The organism is Rhodococcus sp. 05-2254-2 (assembly GCF_002259095.1).
GTDB lineage: Bacteria > Actinomycetota > Actinomycetes > Mycobacteriales > Mycobacteriaceae > Rhodococcoides.
Genome location: NZ_NOZJ01000019.1, coordinates 310,055 through 327,504, shown reverse-complemented (window position 1 = coordinate 327,504; position 17,450 = coordinate 310,055). Strand labels below are relative to the sequence as shown.

Here is a 17,450-nt window from a genome sequence, read left to right as displayed (position 1 = left end):
GCAGTCGAGGCCGTGGAGGAAATCGAAGAGCGAGGCCGAAATCAGCCCCGGACCACCTTGCCTGCCTTCAAGCAGGAGGTGCACACGTTCATGCGCTTGGAGTTACCAGGCGCAACCTGAGCGTGAACGGTCTGGATATTCGGGTTCCAACGACGGTTGGTCCGTCGGTGCGAGTGCGAGACCGACTTACCGAAGCCGGGCCCCTTGGCGCATACGTCGCAGACGGCAGCCATAGTCGCGAACTCCTTGATAGATGTTGATCGATACATGTGGTCGAAGACATCGAAACGAACTACGAGCAGATGCAAGGATTGCAATGCGTGAAGATCGCCTCGAGGCAACCCTGCAAGAATAGCGGCGCGGCCCGCAATCACCAAACCGCCACGGCAGACGCTGCGTGAGGGCTCACGGACGGCGCGCCACCGATCATGCCCGACTAAGCTTCGGGAACTGTCCGCGAGGGAGTTCGGACCAGGTAGCGGATGTGACGCGGGGGGAGGCTGCTCGACGTGGTCGACGTTCTCGAATCGATCGATGCGGCGGCCCTACGACGGTGGGCCTACCGCTGTGTCGATTCTCTGACCGCGCGGTGCGACGAGATCGATGCACTCAACGTGTTCCCCATACCCGACTCGGACACCGGCACCAATCTCATGTTCACCTTCCGTGCCGCGGTGGAGTCGATGCGCGCAGCCGGGCCCACTGCGGACGCCCGCGCCATCGGACGGGCACTGGCCGTGGGGGCGGTCGCGGGCGCGCGGGGCAACTCGGGAGTGATCGTGTCGCAGTTGTTGCGCGCTGTTGCCGAGGCCTCAGCGGACGGCCCGCTCGACACGGTGTCGATCCAGGCGATGCTGCGACGCGCGAAAGTCCTGGTCGCAGCCGCAGTGAGCGTTCCCGTCGAGGGCACGATGCTCACGGTTCTGGACGCCGCCGATCGGGAGGCCTCCGCCCACGACGCCAACGTCGGCCTCTCGACGCTGGTGGTCGACATAGCCGAGGCCACCGCTCGGGCTGTCGACAGCACGACCGATCAACTCGCCGAACTCCGCGAGGCGGGAGTGGTGGACGCAGGCGCTCTCGGTCTCTCGGTGATCATCGATGCCCTCGTGGAGGTGGTGATCGGCCGCACCCCGCCGCGCCGGCGTTACCGTCGCCCACACGAGCACGAACGCCGGGCGGTGACCGGTGCGTCGAACGTGTCGTCGGAGTGCGGCGGTGCACCCGAGAGTGTGTCGGGGTACGGGTCGAGTCGCCCTCTCGGGTACGAGGTGGTCTACGTCGTGCACGGCCCGAACGACGCGAGGGCGGCGGAACTTCGACGGGATCTGGCCGACATCGGAGATTCCGTCGTGGTCGCCGGTGACGGTTCCGGGGCATGGTCCGCACATGTGCACACCACCGATCCCGGCAGTGCCGTGGATCTCGGCATCGCAGCCGGAGATGTTCACGGAGTGCGCATCTCGTGTTTCGGATTCGCCGAGTTCGACGGGGCGGTGAGCCCCCGAGCGCACGACGAAGCAGCGTTGTCGGTGGGTCGCGATATTTTGGCGCTGGTGGCCGGTGAGGGTGCCGCGGATCTCTACGTTCAGGAAGGCGCGACGGTGGTGCGGTGCGACGAGGCGATCGACTCCTCGGTGCTGCATCGTGCGATCGTCGGGATGAAGCACCGCGAGGTGTTGGTGTTGCCGAACGGCGCTTTGTCCGCGCAGGAACTGGTTGCCGTCGGCGCAGCTGCCCGAGCGGACGGCAAAGACGTGGTGATGTTGCCGTGCTCGGCCATGGTGCAGGGTTTGGCCGCGCTCGCGGTGCACGATGCAGCCAGGGCTGCGGTCGACGATGCATTCACGATGTCCGAGGCGGCGGCGGGCACGAGATGGGGATCTCTGCGTATCGCGCGGGAGCGATCGCTGACGTGGGTCGGCACGTGTGAGCCGGGCGACTGCATCGGGCTCGCGGGGCAGGAAGTGGTGATCGTCGCCGCTCGTCCGCTCGATGCGGGGTGTCGGTTGATCGATCAGCTCCTGGCGACGGGCGGGGAGATGGTGACAGTGCTCGTCGGTGCCGAGGCGTCGGAGGATTTCGGCGATCAGTTGGCCGAATACGTGGCGGGCGCACACCCCGGAGTCGACGTGGTGGTCTATACAGGTGGGCAGCCGGGGGATCTCGTGCAATTCGGAGTGGAATAGGGAATCTCGGACAATGGCAACGTTGGTGGACCGGCTCGATCACGTCCTCGGAGCCGCGGCGGCGACGCCGCTGGCCGACGTCTTCGGTATTCACACCGTCGAGGATCTGCTTCGGCACTATCCGCACCGCTACATGACGCACGGTTCGGAGCTGGGAGAGAAGGAGCCGCCCGAGGGCGAGCACATCACCATCGTCGCGACGGTCGAGTCCGCGACGCTGCGGTCGATGAAGAACCGCAACGGCCAGTTCCTCGCGGTGACACTCGCCGCCGACGGACAGCGCATCGAAGCCACCTTCTTCAGTCCGCACAAGCTCAAGCATGTGGTGGTGCCGGGTCGACGCGGGATGTTCTCCGGCAAGGTCAAGTATTTCGGCAAGCGGTGGAATCTCACGCACCCCAGCTACGTGATTCTCGGTGGCGACGACAACGACGGTGCCGTCGTGCCCGCAGGTCGAATCGTCGGCGGCGGCACCCTGGCCGGACTCGCTCGTGGCTCGGTCGATTCCTCCGGAGCCGTCGACATGTCGGTGTTCGATCGAGCATTCGTGCCCATCTACCCGGCCGCGAAGGACGTCGAGAGCTGGACGTTCATGCGCTGCGTGCGGCAGGTGCTCGACCAACTCGACGCAGTGGTCGATCCGCTGCCCGAGTCGGTACGTGCGCAGCGCGGTCTCGTCGACATCGACACCGCACTGCGGTCGATCCATTTCCCGGACACCGCACAGGACAAGGACTCCGCGCGCGAGCGGCTCAAGTTCGACGAGGCGCTCGCCGTTCAACTCGTCCTCGCCGACCGCCGACGCGACGCATCCACCCGGGTGGCAGCGCGATGCCCACCGATCACCGACGGTATCGCGGCGGAGTTCGATCGGCGTCTGCCGTTCGAGTTGACGGCCGGTCAGCACCAGGTCGCGGCCGAGATCGCCCACGATCTGTCGGCGCCGCATCCGATGTCGCGGCTGCTGCAGGGTGAGGTCGGCTCGGGTAAGACGATCGTCGCGTTGCGGGCGATGCTGCAGGTCATTGACGCCGGACACCAATGCGCGTTGCTGGCACCGACGGAGGTGCTCGCCTCCCAACATGCGCGCTCGATTCGCTCGATGCTCGGAAGCCTCGCAGCCGGTGGGGAACTCGGATCGCACGAGCTGGCGACCAAGGTCGCCTTGTTGACCGGCTCGATGTCCACTGCGGCCAAGCGGTCCGCGTTGCTCGATGCGGTCACCGGTGATGCAGGCATCGTGATCGGTACCCACGCCCTGATCGAGGACCGAGTGGAGTTCCTCGATCTCGCGATGGTCGTCGTCGACGAGCAGCACAGGTTCGGCGTCGAGCAACGAGATGCGTTGCGCGCGAAAGCTCGCGACAACACCAGTCCGCACTTGCTGGTGATGACCGCCACCCCTATCCCACGCACCATCGCGATGTCGACCCTCGGCGACCTCGAGACGTCGGTGCTCACCGAACTGCCCCGCGGCAGATCGCCCATCGTCAGCAACGTGGTGCCCGCCAGGAGCAAACCGGGCTGGGTCGATCGAGCGTGGCAGCGTATTCGCGAGGAAGTGGCAGCAGGTCGGCAGGCGTACGTGGTGTGCTCCCGCATCGGCGACGACGAGGACACCGAGACCGGGAAGAAGAGCGCTGCGAAGAAGAAGAGCGCGAGCGCGGAGGACGGCCCCGAGACGACGGCAGCGGTCGACCTGTACGAGACCCTCTCCACCGGACCGATGCACGATCTGCGCGTGGGGCTGCTGCACGGACGACTGTCGGGGGACGACAAGGACATCACCATGTCCGAGTTCAACTCCGGCGAGATCGACGTCCTGGTCTGCACCACGGTGGTCGAAGTGGGCGTGGACGTTCCCAACGCGACGGTCATGGTCATTGTGGACGCGGACCGATTCGGCGTGAGCCAACTGCATCAGTTGCGAGGGCGAATCGGCCGAGGCGGGCACCAGGGCCTGTGCATCATGATCAGCTATCTCAGCCCCGCGGGCGGCTCCTTCGCCCGGCTCGAGGCGGTAGCAGCGACCAACGACGGCTTCGAGTTGGCCAAGCTGGATCTGGCCACTCGTCGCGAGGGCGACGTTCTCGGTGCCGCACAGTCGGGCACGGTCAGCGGGTTGCGACTGCTCTCGTTCATCGACGACGAGGGCATCATCGCCGACGCTCAGGACTGCGCACGATCGCTGTTCGCGCGGGACCCGTCGCTGGCAAACGATCCCGGCATCGCGTCGATGATGCGGTCGGCCTGGAGATCGGATCGAGTCGACTACCTGCAGAAGTCCTGACGGGGCAGGAGTGGAGCCTGCAGGAACGACAGGGGAAGGCAGGAGTGGAGCCTGCAGGAACGACCGGGAACGATCAGGAACGGCCGTCGGGATGCACTGCACCGTTTCAGTCGGCCGATTCGACCAATTCGTCTCGAATGGTGAGATCAGTACACCTCGGTGGCTCACTCTGCCGGGTAAGTTGAGCCAATGTTCTCCAAAGTTTTGGTTGCCAACCGCGGCGAAATCGCCATCCGCGCCTTCCGCGCCTCCTACGAACTCGGGGCCTCGACCGTTGCGGTGTTCCCGTTCGAGGACCGGAACTCGGTGCACCGGACGAAGGCCGACGAGGCGTATCAGATCGGGGAGAAGGGGCATCCCGTTCGCGCGTATCTCTCGGTCGACGAGATCGTCGCCGCTGCCAAGCGCAGCGGCGCGGACGCTGTCTACCCCGGCTACGGATTCCTTTCCGAGAACCCGGATCTGGCCGCAGCGTGCGCCGAGGCCGGCATCACCTTCGTCGGCCCGTCCGCCGACGTGCTCGAACTGACCGGCAACAAGGCGCGGGCCATCGCGGCAGCCAAGGCCGCAGGACTGCCGGTGCTGGCGTCGTCGGAACCGTCGTCCGACGTGGACGAGCTGGTCGCGGCGTCCGAGACCATGACGTTCCCGTTGTTCGTCAAGGCGGTCGCCGGTGGCGGCGGTCGCGGGATGCGCCGGGTGGCCGAGCCCGAGCAGCTACGCGAATCCATCGAAGCTGCTGCGCGCGAGGCGGAATCGGCCTTCGGTGATCCGACGGTGTTCCTCGAACAGGCCGTGATCGATCCTCGGCACATCGAGGTTCAGATCCTCGCCGACGGCCAGGGCAACGTGGTGCACCTGTTCGAGCGCGACTGCAGTGTGCAGCGTCGGCATCAGAAAGTCATCGAGCTCGCTCCGGCTCCCAATCTGCCCGAAGGATTGCGAGAGAAGATCTGCGCCGATGCCGTGGCGTTCGCGAAGCAGATCGAGTACTCGTGTGCCGGTACCGTCGAGTTCCTGCTCGACACCCGCGGCAATCACGTCTTCATCGAGATGAACCCTCGAATCCAGGTGGAGCACACCGTCACCGAAGAGGTGACCGATGTGGATCTGGTGCAGTCCCAGCTGCGGATCGCCTCGGGAGAGACGCTCGCGGATCTGGGTCTGCAGCAGGAGAACATCGTGCTGCGCGGTGCGGCGCTGCAGTGCCGCATCACCACCGAGGATCCGGCGAACGGATTCCGTCCGGACGTGGGACGCATCACTGCATACCGCACGCCGGGCGGTGCCGGAGTGCGTCTCGACGGCGGAACCACGTTGGGTGCCGAGGTCGGGGCCTACTTCGACTCCATGCTCGTCAAGCTCACCTGCCGCGGCCGTGATTTCGACACCGCTGTGGCTCGTGCCCGACGCGCGTTGGCGGAGTTCAGGATTCGCGGTGTGGCCACGAACATTCCGTTCCTGCAAGCGGTTCTGGTCGATCCCGACTTCACGGCCGGTCGCGTCACCACCTCGTTCATCGAGGAGCGCCCCGAACTGCTCACCTCGCGATCCTCGGGCGACCGCGGCACGAAGATCCTCGCCTACCTCGCCGATGTGACGGTCAACAAGCCGCACGGCGAGCGTCCGTCTCCGGTGTACCCGCACGACAAGCTCCCCCCGGTCGACTTCTCGGCACCGATTCCCGACGGTTCGAGGCAGCGTCTGCTGGCGCTCGGACCCGAGGGCTTCGCTCGCGATCTGCGGAACCAGAAGGCTCTCGGCGTCACCGACACCACGTTCCGTGACGCACATCAGTCGTTGCTGGCGACGCGAGTGCGGACGAGCGGACTGCTCGGCGTCGCCCCGTACGTGGCGCGCACGACGCCGCAGTTGCTCTCGATCGAGGCGTGGGGCGGTGCCACCTACGACGTGGCACTGCGATTCCTGCACGAGGATCCGTGGGAGCGACTGGCGAGCCTGCGAGAGGCCGTGCCCAACATCGCAATTCAGATGTTGCTGCGCGGCAGGAACACCGTCGGCTACACCCCGTATCCGGAGAAGGTGACCCGCAGCTTCGTTGCCGAGGCCACCGACACCGGCATCGACATCTTCCGAATCTTCGACGCGCTCAACAATGTCGATCAGATGCGTCCGGCCATCGATGCCGTGCGCGAGACCGGCACGGCGCTCGCCGAGGTGGCACTGAGCTACACCGGTGATCTGTCGAACCCGAACGAGAACCTCTACACCCTCGACTACTACCTGAAGTTGGCCGAGCAGATCGTCGACGCAGGCGCGCACGTGCTCGCGATCAAGGACATGGCAGGACTGCTTCGCGCACCTGCAGCCAAGACCCTGGTGACGGCGCTGCGCTCGAATTTCGATCTACCCGTGCATGTTCACACGCACGACACCCCCGGTGGGCAGCTCGCGACGTACCTGGCGGCCTGGGAGGCCGGGGCGGACGCCGTCGACGGTGCCAGTGCGGCGATGGCAGGCACCACCAGCCAGCCCGCGTTGTCCGCGATCGTTGCGGCGGCGGCACACACCGAGCGCGACACCGGTCTTAATCTTCAGGCGGTCTGCGACCTGGAGCCGTACTGGGAAGCCGTGCGAAAGGTGTACGCGCCGTTCGAGTCCGGGCTGCCGGCACCGACGGGGCGCGTTTACACCCACGAGATTCCCGGTGGACAGCTCTCGAATCTACGGCAGCAGGCGATTTCGCTCGGGCTCGGTGATCGGTTCGAGACCGTCGAGGCCAATTACGCTGCAGCCGACCGTATGTTGGGCCGCCTGACCAAGGTGACCCCGAGCTCGAAGGTCGTCGGCGACCTGGCTCTGGCTCTGGTCGGTGCAGGCGCGTCCGCCGAGGAGTTCGCCGAGAACCCCGGTCGTTACGACATCCCCGATTCGGTGATCGGCTTCCTGCGCGGCGATCTTGGTACGCCCGCGGGCGGATGGCCGGAACCGTTGCGGACCAAGGCGCTGGAGGGGCGCGGTGAGGGCAAGCCGGTGACACCACTCACCGAGGAAGACGAGAAGAGCCTCGACGGAACGTCGGCTCAGCGCCGCGAGACTCTCAACCGTCTGCTGTTCCCCGGTCCCACAGCCGAACTCGCTGCTCATCGCGAGAAGTACGGCGATACGACGCGGCTGTCGGCCAATCAGTTCTTCTACGGCCTGCGGCAGGGCGAGGAGCATCGCGTGGCACTGGAGAAGGGCGTCGAACTGCTCATCGGTCTCGAGGCGATCTCCGACCCCGACGAGCGCGGTATGCGTACCGTGATGTGCATTCTCAACGGACAGTTGCGTCCTGTCTCGGTGCGTGACCGGTCCATTTCGAGTGAGGCACCCACTGTCGAGAAGGCAGACCGATCGAATTCCGGTCATATCCCGGCACCGTTCGCCGGTGTCGTGACGCTCTCCGTCGAAGAGGGACAGAAGATCTCGGCCGGTGACACCGTCGCCACGATCGAGGCCATGAAGATGGAGGCCGCGATCACCGCACCTCGCGGCGGCACCGTGACCCGTCTGGCGATCTCGGGCGTGCAGCAGGTGGAGGGCGGCGATCTGCTCGTCGTCATCGGTGGGGGGTCGACGGGCGAAGAGGCCGGCAGCGAATGACGCGGATCGTGGCGGGTGTCGCGGGCGGTCGACGTTTGTCGGTACCCGGCCAGGGCACCCGCCCCACCTCCGAGCGAGTGCGCGAGGCGCTGTTCAGCTCCCTGGAGAGTCGGATGGAACTGGGTGGTGCCGCGGTGCTGGATCTGTTTGCGGGATCGGGGGCACTGGGGCTCGAAGCACTCTCGCGCGGCGCGTCGTCGGCGGTGTTGGTCGAGTCGGACGCCCGAGCGGCAGCGGTGGTGCGAAAGAACATCGAATCCGTGGGTCTGCCCGGCGCGTCGGTCCGGTGTGCCCCGGTGGCCTCGGTACTGGCCGGGGCCGCGGACGCGGCGTACGACCTGGTGTTGGCGGACCCGCCGTATGCGGTCACCGACACTGCCGTCGCCGGTCTGCTGGACAGGCTCGTCACCGGGGGGTGGCTCACCCCCGACGCGGTCGTCGTCCTCGAGCGCTCGTCGCGGTCGCCGGAGACCCGATGGCCGACCGGACTCGTTCCGGAGAAGTCGAAGAAGTACGGCGAGAGTCGGATCGAGATCGCGGCACGCGCGTGACGGGTGAGTCCGGGATCGGCTGATAGGTTCGCGGGCATGACTGGCGCACTCTGCCCTGGATCCTTCGACCCGGTGACCAACGGTCACCTCGACATCTTCGAGCGCGCAGCCGCCGCCTTCGACGAGGTGGTGGTCACGGTGATGGTGAACAAGAGCAAGAAGGGCATGTTCAGCATCGACGAGCGGATCGAGATGCTCGAGGTCGCCACGGAGCATCTGCCCAACGTCAGAATCGGTTCTTGGTACGGCTTGTTGGTCGATTATGCTCGGCAAGAAGGCTTTTCGGCGATCGTCAAAGGTCTGCGCAGTGCCAACGACTTCGATTACGAGTTGCAGATGGCGCAGATGAACAGAACGTTGACCGGTGTGGACACGCTGTTTCTTCCGGCGAATCCTGCGCACAGCTTCCTGTCGAGTTCGTTGATCAAGGAGGTCGCGACCTTCGGGGGAGACGTCACCGGCATGCTGCCGCCGTTCGTTCAGGACCGACTGCTGGCCCGTATCGCCGAGCGGGCGGCAGACTAGTTCGAGGAGCGACACACCGGGCCGGTATAGCGCAGACGCGCGCGTCGGCGGGCAGACTGGGTAGCGCAGCACTGCGAGTGAAGACCGCGCAGTGGCAGATTCGACGATTGGGGTAACCGGTGTACCGCGTATTCGAGGCGCTCGACGAGCTCGTCGCCATTGTCGAGGAGGCGCGCGGCGTTCCGATGACTGCCGGGTGTGTCGTCCCTCGCGGCGACGTCCTGGAACTGCTCGACGACGTCCGAGACGCCATCCCCGGCGAGCTGGACGACGCCCAGGACGTACTGGACCATCGCGACAAGCTCGTCGGCGATGCCAGGGCCACCGCGGAGAAGACGGTGAGCACCGCCAATGCCGAGGCCCAGGACACGGTCGAGAACGCCAGGGATTCGGCCGATCGCATTCTCGCCGACGCCAAGGCTCAGGCGGATCGCATGGTGTCCGAGGCGTCGGCGCACGCCGACCAGCTCGTGGCCGATGCCGAGGCAGAAGCAGAGCGCACGGTGCTGGAAGGCCAGCGTGAGTACGAGGCACTGACCGTTCGCGCCCGCACCGAAGCCGATCGGATGATCGAGTCCGGTACGGCGTCGTACGAGCGGTCGGTCGCAGACGGCACCGCCGAACAGAACCGTCTCGTGTCGGAAACCGAGGTCGTTCAGGCGGCCCACGCCGAGTCGGCTCGGGTGATCGACAGCGCGCACGCCGAATCGGATCGGATGCGCAGCGAGTGCGACGTCTACGTCGACACCAAGCTGGCAGAGTTCGAGGAGTTCCTCAGCGGCACCATCCGTTCGGTGGGCCGTGGGCGTCAGCAACTGCGAACCGGCTCGGGTGTACCGGAATACGGCAGCGAGCCGTACGGCGAATCGGCGTACGGAAGCCCGGAGCAGGGGCGTCGAAGCCGCCACTGAACGGCAGCAATTTGCCCTCGTATGCGTGTATGCGTATCGTTGTGAGGTTGCTTACCGACAGTAGGCATACCGACAGTAAGGAAGATCAGCCGTGCCCCCGCCCAAGAGAACGACCCGTCCGGAATTGGACGACGGATTCGTTCTGGACATTCTCAACCTCGGTCGTCGACCCGGGTCTACGAAGGCCATCGAGCGGACGGTTCCGGCTCCTTCCCGAATCGGCCTCGATGCCATTGCCATCGAAGCCGGTGTACCGGTCTCGCTCGATCTGCAGTTGCAGGCGGTCTCGGAGGGCGTTCTCGTCACCGGCTCCGTACGAGCAGCCACGGCCGGAGAGTGCACACGGTGCCTCGACCCGGTCAGTGGCAACGTCGACGTCTACCTGACCGAGTTGTTCGCTTACCCGAACAGCATCACCGAGGAGACCACCGATGCGGACGAGATTCACCGCATCGCCGACGACCTGATAGACCTCGAACCCGTCATCGTCGACGCGGTCGGTCTGGAGCTTCCACTCCACCCCGTCTGCAGTGACGAGTGCGAGGGATTGTGCCCAGAATGCGGCGTTCGCCTGGCGATTGCTGAATCCGGCCACTCTCACGATACAATTGATCCTCGCTGGGCTGGTCTTGCAGCCAAATTTGGCGTGGATCCAGAACCGAGCACAGAACTTGTGAACAACGAAGCCGAGGAGAAGTAAGTGGCTGTCCCGAAGCGCAAAATGTCGCGTTCCAACACGAGGTCGCGTCGTGCACAGTGGAAAACCACTGCGCCCACCCTCGTGACGTGCCCCAACCGCGGTTGTGGCGAGAAGACCTTGCCCCACATCGCGTGCCCCTCGTGCGGCACCTACAAGGGCCGCCAGGTCGTCGCAGCGGTCTGATTTCCGCTTACGTGACACACGAAGTAGTGGATCGGCACAACAGCGGTTCACAGAAGAATAGCTCCACTGCCGTCAGCGGCGGGGACGACCGAGAGTCGCTCCTCGCCGCTATCGGTGTTTCCCTGTCGGAACCGTTGTTGACATTGGCTCTGACGCACCGATCGTTCGCGTACGAACACGGTGGTCTGCCGACCAACGAGCGTCTCGAGTTCCTGGGGGACTCCGTCCTCGGTCTTGCTGTCACCGAGCACCTCTACGCGGTGCACCCCGCGAAGTCCGAAGGTCAGCTGGCCAAGATCAGGGCGAGCGTGGTCAACATGCATGCCCTGGCCGAGGTCGCGCGTGGACTCGGCGACGGCGGCCTGGGTCGCCACCTGCTGTTGGGCAAAGGTGAGGAGCAGACCGGTGGACGCGACAAGCCGAGCATACTTGCCGACGGCATGGAGTCGTTGCTCGGTGCAATTCACCTGCAGCACGGCATCGACGTTGCGCGCACCGTCGTTCTGACGTTGTTCGCAGGCCTCCTCGACCGGGCTCCCAAGCTCGGTGCAGGACTGGACTGGAAGACGAGCCTCCAGGAATTGACCGCCGAACGTGCACTCGGCGTTCCCGCGTACGAAATCTCGTCCACCGGGCCCGATCACGACAAGGAATTCACTGCGACCGTGCTGGTCGGTGGATTCCCCCGCGGCGTCGGTATCGGCCGATCGAAGAAGGAAGCCGAACAGAAGGCTGCCAGTCTGGCGTGGAATGCGTTGTCGGACAACGACACTGCGATTCCGGCCGAGTCGGCCCCAGACCCTTCCTGATGCCGGAACTACCCGAGGTCGAGGTCGTCAGGCTCGGTCTGGAATCTCATGTCGTCGGCAAAACGATGCGGTCGGTGGAAGTATTGCACCCCCGCGCCGTGCGGCGTCACGATCTCGGTGGTCTCGATCTGATCGGCCAGTTGCGCGGTCGACGCATCTCCTCCGCTCGACGGCGCGGAAAATACCTCTGGCTGGTGATGGAACCCGGCGATTTCGCGACCGTCGTGCACCTGGGTATGAGCGGGCAAATGCTGGTGCAGCCGCCGTCCGCCCCGGACGAGAGGCACCTGCGCATTCGTGCTCGACTCGACGACGGCACCGATCTGCGCTTCGTGGATCAGCGCACGTTCGGCGGCTGGGCACTCGCCCCGATCGTCACCGTGGACGGCACCGAGGTACCCGAACCGGTCGCACACATCGCCCGCGACCCGATCGATCCTCTGTTCGACGCCGAATCGGTGGTGAACGTGTTGCGCGGCAAGCACACCGAGATCAAGCGGGCACTGCTCGATCAAACCGTGCTGTCGGGCGTGGGCAACATCTATGCCGACGAGGCGCTGTGGCGTGCGAAGATCCACGGCAATCGAATCGCGGAGACTCTGACACGGCCGGCGCTGCGGCGCCTTCTCACAGCGGTGCACGCGGTGATGGGCGAGGCCTTGGCACAGGGCGGAACCTCGTTCGACGCGCTGTACGTGAACGTCAACGGTCAATCCGGCTACTTCGATCGATCCCTCGACGCCTACGGGCAGGAGGGCCTGCCCTGCTCGCGATGCGGAGCCCCGATCAGACGCGAGAAGTTCATGAACCGCTCGTCGTTCAGCTGCCCCACCTGCCAGCCGCGACCCCGACACGTGCGCGGCTGACAGGGAACAAATTGTTCCGCAGGCTCCACTCCTGTGCGAAGGGTCGTTCCGCAGGCTCCACTCCTGAGCGCACGGGTCGTTCCGCAGGCTCCACTCCTGAACCGCCCGCCTAGTATTTCGGTCATGGCAGAACAGAGCACGCCGACCAACCTCTGGGTCGAGCGCACAGGCACACGTCGATACACCGGTCGTAGCTCGCGAGGAGCCGAAGTGCTCATCGGGTCCGAGTCGGTCGAGGGCGTCTTCACCCCCGGCGAGCTGCTCAAAATCGCCCTCGCAGCGTGCACCGGGATGAGCTCGGACCTACCGCTCTCGCGTCGACTGGGAGACGACTACTCCGCCACCGTCGAGGTGTCGGGTGCCGCGGATCGGGAGAACGAGCTGTACCCGGAACTGAACGAGATTCTCCGGGTCGACCTCAGCGAAATGGACCCCGAGGCACAGGAGCGGCTGCTCACCGTCGTCCAGCGCGCCATCGACAAGGTGTGCACGGTAGGCCGGACCCTGAAGGCCGGCACCACCGTCACCCTGGACATCGACGTGGACGCCTGATGAAAGCCAGAGCAGCCGTGGACGTCACGGGTCTGCTCCTCGGCGCGGCGACTGCTCCGGCTCCCGCCGGATCGGGCGCTCTGCGTACCGTCGCTCCGAGCGGTGACCGGGGCACACTCGTTGCCGACGTCGATTCGCCGGGCAGACTGGTCACCGACGGTGACACGCTGTGTTTCACGACCGGAAACAGCGCTGCCGCAAAGCTTTTCGATACGCGAACCGGCACCGGTTTCGATGGAAACGTCCGAAAGTTGGCTCGCGAATGAGCGAAGAACGGCTGACGGCGTGGGTGCACGGGCTCGTTCAGGGCGTCGGGTTCCGGTGGTGGACGCGCTCGCGCGCACTCGAACTCGGACTGGTCGGTCACGCGACCAACCACGCGGACGGACGGGTCCTGGTGATAGCGGAGGGCCCACGTGAGCGTCTCGAGGCACTGCTGGCCTTGCTCCGAGGCGATAAGACGCCGGGCACGGTCACGCTCGTGGTGGAGAGTTGGGACACCGCCCGCGGAGATCTGGAGGGGTTCGTCGAACGCTGATCGTCCGTTGCGTGAGGCTCGGCGCGCTTTCGCGCAGCGTGCCGGTAAAGTACGGACGCTATGTATCTCAAGAGTCTGACGCTGAAGGGCTTCAAGTCCTTTGCTTCGGCGACGACTCTGCGTTTCGAGCCGGGAATCACCTGTGTAGTCGGCCCCAACGGCTCGGGTAAATCCAATGTCGTGGACGCCCTGACCTGGGTGATGGGTGAACAGGGTGCCAAGGCGTTGCGCGGCGGGAAGATGGAAGACGTCATCTTCGCGGGCACCTCGGGGCGCGCCCCGCTGGGCCGCGCAGAGGTCACTCTGACGATCGACAATTCCGACGGCGCACTTCCGATCGATTACTCCGAGGTCTCGATCACTCGGCGAATGTTCCGCGACGGCGCGGGTGAGTACGAGATCAACGGCAGTTCGTGCCGTTTGATGGACGTCCAGGAACTGCTCAGCGACTCCGGTATCGGCCGCGAGATGCATGTGATCGTAGGGCAGGGCCGGCTCGCCGCGATCCTGGAATCGCGGCCCGAGGACCGGCGAGCCTTCATCGAGGAAGCAGCCGGGGTACTCAAGCACCGCAAGCGCAAGGAAAAGGCCGTCCGCAAGCTCGACGCGATGCAGGCCAACCTGGCGCGGTTGACCGACCTGACGACCGAATTGCGCCGCCAACTCAAGCCTCTCGGCAGGCAGGCCGAGGTTGCGCGCCGCGCGCAGACCGTCCAGGCCGACCTACGTGATGCCCGATTGCGACTGGTGGCCGACGATCTGGTGGCCAGGCGCGAGGAATTCGCGAACCAGACCCAGGACGAGGAAGCGGCACGCGAGCAGTACGCGATGGTGCAGGACGCCCTCGAAGCCGGCTCGGTGGCACTCGGCGAACACGAGCAGGCGGTCGCCCGGCTGACCCCCAGTGCCGAAGCGGCCGGGCAGACGTGGTTCCGCCTGTCGGCCCTGGCCGAGCGCGTCAACGCGACGGTGCGCATCGCACACGAACGGGCTCGGCATCTCGACGCCGTTCGATCCACGGGTCGAGGGCAGGACCCGGACGAGCTCGAAGCGCAGGCCGAGCGGGTCGCCGAAGAAGAGATGGAACTCGTCGAAGCAGTCGAGATGGCACGTGAAACCCTCGAGGCGGCACGCGAGCAGCTGGCCGAGCGCGAAGCGGCCGCTGCGGCCGCCGAGCGCGCCCACCTCGCCGCTGTACGCGCGGTGGCCGACCGCCGTGAGGGGTTCGCTCGCCTGTCCGGCCGAGTCGACACCTTCCGAACCAAGGTCGAGTCGATCGACTCGGAGGTGGAGCGCTTGTCGGTGGCCATCGACGAGGCCCGAGAGCGGGGCGAATCGGCTCAGCGTGAGTTCGAGAGTGTGCAGGATCAGATCGGTACCCTCGATGCGAGTGAACTGAGCCTCGACACCAATTACGAACGAGCCGTCGCCGCGCTTCGACATGCCGACGCTCGAGTGACCGAACTGCAGGCCGAAGAACGCATCGCGGGCAAGAAGGTGGCGTCGTTCGAGGCCAGGATCGAAGCGCTCACGATGGGCCTCGAACGCAAGGACGGTGCCGGGTGGCTGGTGGAGAACCAGCAGGACGGTCTGTCGGGTCTGCTGGCCGGCCATCTCACGGTCGAGCCTGGATACGAGGTCGCGGTGGCAGTGGCCATGGGTCCGGCCGCCGATGCCGCACACGCCGAGTCGTTCGACGCCGCGCGGGATGCCGTGCTGGCGCTGCGTGCGGCCGACGGCGGGCGCGCGTCCATCGTGCACGGCAGTGTCGCTGCAGCGCAGTCGTTTTCACGTCCGGAACTGCCGGACGGCGCTCGATGGGTGCTGGACCTGATCGAGTATCCGGACCGGTTGGCCGGAGCCATGGCGGCCCTGCTCGACGGTATGGTCGCCGTCGAATCGCTCGACGCTGCACACCGTCTCGTCTCCGAATCCGGTGATCTGCGTGCGGTCACCAAGGACGGCGACGTCGTCGAGCCAGGCTGGGTCACCGGCGGCTCGGATCGTCGTCCGAGCACCCTTGAGGTGCAGTCGGCGATCGACACGTCCACCGTGGAGTTGGCAGCGGCAGTCCGCCGCGCGGAGGAACTCGACGCAGCGCTGTCGGGAGCGTTGGACGAACAACGGGACCGGCGCGAATCGGCCGAGCAGGCGCTCGCGGCGCTCAACGAATCCGATGCTGCCATGGCAGCGGTGTACGAGCAGTTGGGCCGATTGGGTCAACTGGCGCGTTCGGCGCATGCCGAGTCGGCGCGATTGACGACGCAGCGTAGCTCTGCCGAGGCCAGCCGGGAGGAAGCGATTGCGCGGCTGGCCGAGCTCGAGGAAAGTCTGCGGACGGCCGAGGACGAACAGTCGGGTTTCGCGGGAGACGGCGAGAGCAGTGACGCAGCGACCACGATGGAACGGGAGATGGCGGCAGCGGCACTGACCGAAGTGCGTGCCGTGGAGGTCGAGGCTCGGTTGAACGTACGGACCGCCGAAGAGCGCGCACAGTCCGTGCGCGGTAAGGCGGATTCGCTTCGACGGGCGGCGCGAGCCGAGCGTGAGGCCAGGGCGCGAGCCGAGCGTGAGAGCGCGGCGCGTCGGCATGCGGCCGCAGTGGCGGCGGCGGTCGGAGAATCGGGCGAGGAAGTCGCTGCGCGGTTGGCCACGGTCGTGGCAGCCGCTGCCCGTAGACGAGACGAGCTTTCTGCCGAACGTGCAACGCGCACAATCGAACTCGACAAGGTCAAGGAGCAGGTTCGAGCCCTGCAGGGGCAGCTGGCGTCGATCACCGACGCCGTGCACCGGGACGAGGTGGCCCGCGCCCAGGCCGCGCTGCGGATCGAACAACTCGAGACGACGATTCTCGAGCAACACGGCATCGGCCTCGACGATCTGGTGGCCGAGTACGGGCCCGACGTGGCCCTGCCACCCACCGAACTCGAGATGGCCGAGTACGAGGCAGCCAAGCAGCGGGGCGAGCAGGTGGTGGCACCGGCCCCGATGCCGTTCGACCGCGCCACTCAGGAGCAGCGCGCCAAACGCGCCGAGCGTGACCTCGCGACACTCGGCAAGGTGAACCCGCTCGCTCTCGAAGAGTTCGCCGCCCTAGAGGAGCGCTACAACTTCCTGTCCACCCAGCTCGAAGACGTCAAGTCCGCGCGCAAGGACCTGCTCGGCGTGGTCGCCGACGTCGACGAACGGATTCTGCAGGTCTTCACGGAGGCGTGGCTCGACGTCGAACGAGAATTCACCGGGGTGTTCGCCAAGCTTTTTCCCGGCGGCGAAGGACGACTGATCCTGACCGACCCGTCGGACATGCTCACCACCGGAATCGAGGTCGAGGCCCGCCCACCCGGCAAGAAGGTCAAGCGGCTCTCGCTGCTCTCCGGTGGCGAGAAATCGCTGACCGCGGTGGCCATGCTGGTGGCCATCTTCCGCGCCCGACCGTCACCGTTCTACGTCATGGACGAGGTCGAGGCAGCACTGGACGACACCAACCTGCGTCGACTGATCGGACTGTTCGAGCAGCTCCGCGAGAAGTCGCAGTTGATCGTCATCACGCACCAGAAACCGACGATGGAAGTGGCCGATGCGCTGTACGGCGTCAGCATGCGCGGCGACGGAATCACCACGGTCATCTCGCAGCGGTTGAACCGAGAACGCGTCGCAGTGGACGCAGTACAGCCGGACCCGACCGAGCCGGATGCGGTCGCTGAATCCGACACCGTCTCCTGAGCAGCGT

At 66.0% G+C, this 17,450-nt stretch carries 15 protein-coding genes; 14 read left to right on the top strand and 1 reads right to left on the bottom strand.

Features of this window, described 5'->3' with window-relative positions:
• Window positions 1-41: 41 nt before the first annotated feature.
• Window positions 42-233 (bottom strand): 50S ribosomal protein L28, encoded by a 192-nt coding sequence (gene rpmB / locus CH283_RS21230; protein ID WP_008717389.1) that lies wholly within the window; start codon window positions 231-233, stop codon window positions 42-44.
• A 276-nt stretch (window positions 234-509) separates the two neighbouring features.
• On the opposite strand from rpmB, the gene CH283_RS21225 reads away from it, so the two are divergent.
• The 14 genes from CH283_RS21225 (at window position 510) to smc (ending at window position 17,443) form a co-directional block, all read left to right on the top strand.
• Window positions 510-2,189, top strand: a complete 1,680-nt coding sequence (locus CH283_RS21225) for a DAK2 domain-containing protein (protein ID WP_094642230.1) — start codon at window positions 510-512, stop codon at window positions 2,187-2,189.
• Window positions 2,190-2,202: 13 nt separating this feature from the next.
• On the top strand, window positions 2,203-4,479 hold the full coding sequence (gene recG, locus CH283_RS21220) for an ATP-dependent DNA helicase RecG (RefSeq protein ID WP_094642228.1): 2,277 nt from the start codon (window positions 2,203-2,205) through the stop codon (window positions 4,477-4,479).
• Between the two features lie 189 nt (window positions 4,480-4,668).
• Entirely contained in the window at window positions 4,669-8,085 is a 3,417-nt protein-coding gene (locus tag CH283_RS21215; protein WP_068049552.1) for a pyruvate carboxylase, read from the top strand.
• Complete coding sequence (gene rsmD, locus CH283_RS21210) at window positions 8,082-8,636, top strand: 16S rRNA (guanine(966)-N(2))-methyltransferase RsmD (RefSeq protein ID WP_094642226.1); 555 nt, start codon at window positions 8,082-8,084, stop codon at window positions 8,634-8,636. Before CH283_RS21215 ends, rsmD begins: the two co-directional genes overlap by 4 nt.
• Before the next feature lie 36 nt (window positions 8,637-8,672).
• The gene (gene coaD, locus CH283_RS21205) at window positions 8,673-9,161 is read left to right on the top strand and encodes a pantetheine-phosphate adenylyltransferase (protein ID WP_094642224.1); all 489 of its coding nucleotides are present in this window, start codon (window positions 8,673-8,675) and stop codon (window positions 9,159-9,161) included.
• Window positions 9,162-9,280: 119 nt separating this feature from the next.
• Entirely contained in the window at window positions 9,281-10,072 is a 792-nt protein-coding gene (locus CH283_RS21200) for a DivIVA domain-containing protein (RefSeq protein ID WP_094642222.1), read from the top strand.
• A gap of 91 nt (window positions 10,073-10,163) precedes the next feature.
• Window positions 10,164-10,772 carry a YceD family protein gene (locus tag CH283_RS21195; RefSeq protein WP_176460482.1) on the top strand — a complete coding sequence of 203 codons (609 nt, stop codon included), beginning with the start codon at window positions 10,164-10,166 and terminating at the stop codon, window positions 10,770-10,772.
• Window positions 10,773-10,955 carry a 50S ribosomal protein L32 gene (gene rpmF, locus CH283_RS21190; protein ID WP_032397784.1) on the top strand — a complete coding sequence of 61 codons (183 nt, stop codon included), beginning with the start codon at window positions 10,773-10,775 and terminating at the stop codon, window positions 10,953-10,955.
• 26 nt (window positions 10,956-10,981) lie between these two features.
• Complete coding sequence (rnc, locus tag CH283_RS21185) at window positions 10,982-11,764, top strand: ribonuclease III (RefSeq protein ID WP_068049558.1); 783 nt, start codon at window positions 10,982-10,984, stop codon at window positions 11,762-11,764.
• The gene (gene mutM, locus CH283_RS21180) at window positions 11,764-12,630 is read left to right on the top strand and encodes a bifunctional DNA-formamidopyrimidine glycosylase/DNA-(apurinic or apyrimidinic site) lyase (protein WP_094642220.1); all 867 of its coding nucleotides are present in this window, start codon (window positions 11,764-11,766) and stop codon (window positions 12,628-12,630) included. The genes rnc and mutM overlap by 1 nt, the downstream gene beginning before the upstream one ends.
• 123 nt (window positions 12,631-12,753) lie before the next feature.
• Window positions 12,754-13,182: an OsmC family protein gene (locus tag CH283_RS21175; RefSeq protein ID WP_094642218.1), complete on the top strand. Its 429-nt coding sequence runs from the start codon at window positions 12,754-12,756 to the stop codon at window positions 13,180-13,182.
• Window positions 13,182-13,448 carry a hypothetical protein gene (locus CH283_RS21170; protein ID WP_094642216.1) on the top strand — a complete coding sequence of 89 codons (267 nt, stop codon included), beginning with the start codon at window positions 13,182-13,184 and terminating at the stop codon, window positions 13,446-13,448. Before CH283_RS21175 ends, CH283_RS21170 begins: the two co-directional genes overlap by 1 nt.
• Entirely contained in the window at window positions 13,445-13,720 is a 276-nt protein-coding gene (locus tag CH283_RS21165; protein WP_068049568.1) for an acylphosphatase, read from the top strand. Before CH283_RS21170 ends, CH283_RS21165 begins: the two co-directional genes overlap by 4 nt.
• Before the next feature lie 60 nt (window positions 13,721-13,780).
• A complete protein-coding gene (gene smc, locus CH283_RS21160; protein WP_094642214.1) occupies window positions 13,781-17,443 on the top strand; it encodes a chromosome segregation protein SMC in 3,663 nt (1,220 codons plus the stop codon).
• The last annotated feature ends 7 nt before the right edge of the window (window positions 17,444-17,450 follow it).